Origin of the sequence: Desulfobacter sp. UBA2225, assembly GCF_002348205.1 — a bacterium.
Lineage (GTDB): Bacteria > Desulfobacterota > Desulfobacteria > Desulfobacterales > Desulfobacteraceae > Desulfobacter > Desulfobacter postgatei.
Map to the genome: position 1 here is coordinate 1 of NZ_DDYV01000334.1, position 3857 is coordinate 3857.

Consider the following 3857-nt stretch of genomic DNA (forward strand, 5'->3'; position numbering starts at 1 on the left):
GCTCATCTGGCCGTTGGGAAAATAGATGTTAAACAGAATAAACGGTTCAAAATCCATTCTTATTATCCGGCCTTCACCGTCATACTCTGGTTTTCCAAACTGTGTGGTCACAGTTTCCGGAGCAATCCGCGTGTAGGAGACCACACCGGAGTAACCCTTTTTAACGGTTGAATAATTCCAGAAACTTTCATAGTCGCCAAACCGAATCATCTGGTCACTGCGCTGATCCTCCTGAAGCTTCGTCTCCTGGAGCATGAGAATGGCCGGGTCCATGCCGGTCACGGAATCAAAAAAATCCTTTTTCAAAACCGCACGAAACCCGTTAACATTCCATGAAATCAGTTTCAATCGTTTTTTTTCACTCATAGTCGTTTTTTGAGTATGGATCAGGATCTAAGATTATCCGTCCATGCCGGCCAGGTAATCATCATACATCGATTCCAGGCCAAGTTTATGCTTGGACTCTTCTTGTACAAGGATTTGAAACAGCTTTTTTGCATCGGCATTATCGGTCTTGTCCCCGAGAATCTGATACAGCTTGACTGATTTTTCCTCTCTTTTCATGGCCAGTTTCAAGACGTCAGGCATGGGCATACCTTTTTCATATTTGGTATCCACCATGTAGTTGCTTATTTTAAGGTCAGGAATCTTCTTGAGCTCATAGCTGTCAATCATGGCTTTGTTCCCGGAAATATCGGAAAGCAGCGTTACATGTTTTTGTTCTTCTTTGGAAAAATCAATGAAGGTTTGTTTCAGTGCTTCGGAAGGCGCTTCCTGGCCCAAAGATGCATAAAATTTTACAGCTTCCTTTTCTCTGTCAATGGCAAATTGCAGTATCTCATCTACGGATTTAAAATTCATTTGGTATTACCTCCTTTGCTGGTGTTATGCTTTAATTCAATACCCAGTAAATCATTTTCATGCCAGATTCTTACCCAAATCAGCAAATTTTATACCATCTAATTTGGAAAGGTCAAATAGTTCCTGCACTGTATCACATTTGCCAATGATATCATAGAGTGCCGGACAAGCTGTATAGTAATTAAAGCAAATAGATGTTAATACGATTTTGTCTCAGGCAAAATTGTGTCACGAATTAGGGAATCTTGAATTGTTACGTTACTTACGTCAATCACTATCCAAACCGCCCGGTGATATAATCTTCGGTGAGCTGGTGCAACGGATTTAAAAATATCTGGTCCGTGGGTCCGATTTCAATGAGAGTTCCCTGATGAAAATAGGCCGTACGCTGAGAAATTCGGGATGCCTGCTGCATGGAGTGGGTCACAATGGCGATGGTGTAATCCTGTTTGAGCTCATCAATGAGTTCCTCGATAATAGCCGTAGCAATAGGGTCCAGGGAAGAACAGGGCTCATCCATAAGAATCACCTCCGGGTTCACCGCAATGGCCCTTGCAATGCACAGGCGCTGTTGCTGCCCGCCGGACAAACTCGTACCCGGCATTTCCAGCCGGTCCTTGACTTCGCTCCAGAGACCGGCTCTTTTCAAAGAATCCACAACCAGTTCGTCGGTCTCATCCCGGTTCTGGACAAGGCCGTGTATTCTTGGGCCATAGGCAATGTTGTTATAAATGGATTTAGGGAATGGATTGGGCTTTTGGAAAACCATGCCCACCTGGGCCCTTAACGGCACCACATCCACGTCGTTATCATATATATTTATGCCGTCCATGAAAATCTGCCCGGTGACAACACATCTTTCAATGGTGTCGTTCATCCGGTTCAGGCAGCGCAGAAAGGTGGATTTACCGCACCCGGAAGGCCCGATCATGGCAATCACTTCGTTGCGACCAATATCCAGGGTCACATCGCTAATGGCTTTTTTGGAGTCGTAATAAACAGCCACATTCTGACAGCTCATCCTGGGGTTTTCAACCGTTGCCTGCCCCACGGTTGCCCGTTCCGTCCGCTCAACCAGCGGATGCCGCCCAACCTTTCTGGGCGAATGACCTGTTGCTTGTTCCCGATTCATTTTTGTTTTTATTTATCCTTAATTGAGATCATCCAAGGTTAAGGGGATAAGTTCTTCAACAACTTTTCTATAATGCTGCCGTTCCTCCAGGGGCATGGGGATCAACCCTTTAGTTGTCAGGTATCCCTCATCACCCCAGGCCATCTCACTGGTGAACTCAGCCAGATATTCCCTCATACCGGGGATGTTGTCAACATGGGCCTTTTTAATATAAAAATACAAGGGTCGGGACACGGGATAGGTTCCATCGGAAATGGCCTGAAATGTCGGCTGCACACCGTCAATAAAAGCGCCTTGGATCTTATCGGTATTCTGGTCCAAAAAAGAATACCCCAAAATCCCTAAAGCTTCAGGCGCTTTGCTCAACTTATCCACAATGAGGTTATCATTTTCCCCAGCCTCAATATATACCCCGTCTTCCCGCATGGTATGGCATATCACCTTGTATCGTTTTTGATCTGATTTTTTCAATTTCGCTATCCATTTAAACGCATTTGCACCGCCTTCCATAGCCAGTTCCATAAAGGTATCACGGGTGCCGGAGGTAGGGGGTGGTCCAAACACCTCAATTCGGGTGTCGGGAAGTGATGGATTTATCTGTTTCCAGGTTTCATAGTGGTTTGGCTTCAAAACGCCTTGATCCCCTACCACAGGTACCTGTTTTGCCAAAGCGAGAAACAGATCTTTTTTAGTCAGCCTGAACACACGGGCCTGCCTGGAATTTGCCACAACAATGCCGTCATAGCCAATTTTCACCTCAACAACTTCTTTGACACCATTTTTGAAATCTTTTTTCAGCTGATTTTTTGTTATCCGGGCAGAAGAATTGGTAATATCCGGGTGCTCGATACCAATGCCGGCACCAAAAAGCTTATGTCCGCCGCCGGATCCCGTGGATTCAATTTTCGGGGTTTTAAAGCGGTTTTTCTTTCCAAAACTTTCCGCAACAACCGTAGCAAAAGGATAAACCGTTGAGGATCCGACAATGGAGATATAGTCCCTTGCTGCACCGATGCCGGCCTGGGCTATTCCAAAAATAAATAAATAAACCAAGGTAATTGAAGTGATAATAAATTTTTTCATGGGTAACTCCTGAAATATATTTTTTATTTACCATTTTTTTTCAAATATTTTTCTTAAAACAATGGCTGCCGCATTCATGACCATTAAAAAAAACAGAAGAACCATGATGGCAGCGGAGGTTTTTTCCATAAAAGCCCTTTCCGGACTATCTGCCCACAGGTAGATCTGTACGGGCAGCACCGTGGAAGGGTCTGTGAAACCGGCGGGGATATCCACAATAAAAGCCACCATACCGATCATCAGAAGCGGCGCGGTTTCCCCAAGGGCCTGGGCCATACCGATGATGGTACCGGTAAGCATGCCCGGCATGGCCTGGGGCAGGACATGATGTATCACCATCTGAACTTTGGATGCACCAATACCAAGACTTGCCTCACGAATGGAAGGCGGCACCGCTTTAAGCGTGGATCGGCCGGAAATAATAATGGTGGGCAGCGTCATCAGGGTTAAAACCAGTCCACCCACAAGCGGAACAGATCTGGGAAGGCCGAAAAAATTTAAAAACACAGCCAGTCCCAGCAACCCGAATACAATTGAGGGTACGGCTGCCAAATTATTGATGTTCACCTCAATGATATCCGTCCATCTGTTTTGAGGAGCAAACTCTTCCAGATATACGGCAGCAGACACGCCAATGGGAAAAGAGAGGATAAGAGTGACAAGAAGCGTGTAAAAGCTCCCGCAAACCGCTCCCCAAATCCCGGCAAGTTCAGGCTCTCTGGAATCCCCTGCAGTGAAAAAAGGTATTTAATATAACTTTTTTCACTGCAGGGGATTCCAG

The 3857-nt window shown here is 45.6% G+C and carries 5 protein-coding genes; all 5 read right to left on the reverse strand.

Translation table 11 applies throughout. From position 1 onward, the window contains the following. Window positions 1-366, reverse strand: a 366-nt coding sequence (locus B3D59_RS17360) for an exodeoxyribonuclease III (RefSeq protein WP_286822404.1), incomplete at its 3' end; no start/stop codon positions are given. A 33-nt stretch (window positions 367-399) separates the two neighbouring features. After that, on the reverse strand, window positions 400-861 hold the full coding sequence (locus B3D59_RS17365) for a ferritin family protein (protein ID WP_286822405.1): 462 nt from the start codon (window positions 859-861) through the stop codon (window positions 400-402). A gap of 274 nt (window positions 862-1135) precedes the next feature. Then, window positions 1136-1993, reverse strand: a complete 858-nt coding sequence (gene pstB / locus B3D59_RS17370; RefSeq protein WP_286822406.1) for a phosphate ABC transporter ATP-binding protein PstB — start codon at window positions 1991-1993, stop codon at window positions 1136-1138. 18 nt (window positions 1994-2011) lie between these two features. Beyond that, on the reverse strand, window positions 2012-3076 hold the full coding sequence (locus B3D59_RS17375) for a substrate-binding domain-containing protein (protein ID WP_286822407.1): 1065 nt from the start codon (window positions 3074-3076) through the stop codon (window positions 2012-2014). Between the two features lie 27 nt (window positions 3077-3103). Next, window positions 3104-3823 carry a phosphate ABC transporter permease PstA gene (gene pstA, locus B3D59_RS17380; RefSeq protein ID WP_286822408.1) on the reverse strand — a complete coding sequence of 240 codons (720 nt, stop codon included), beginning with the start codon at window positions 3821-3823 and terminating at the stop codon, window positions 3104-3106. Between the last annotated feature and the right edge of the window lie 34 nt (window positions 3824-3857).

What these genes read in the sequence shown, in the direction of transcription:
- B3D59_RS17365 (WP_286822405.1), bottom strand. Translation starts at nt 861, where the DNA reads ATGAATTTTAAATCCGTAGATGAGATACTGCAATTTGCCATTGACAGA.
- pstB (WP_286822406.1), bottom strand. Translation starts at nt 1,993, where the DNA reads ATGAATCGGGAACAAGCAACAGGTCATTCGCCCAGAAAGGTTGGGCGG.
- B3D59_RS17375 (WP_286822407.1), bottom strand. Translation starts at nt 3,076, where the DNA reads ATGAAAAAATTTATTATCACTTCAATTACCTTGGTTTATTTATTTATT.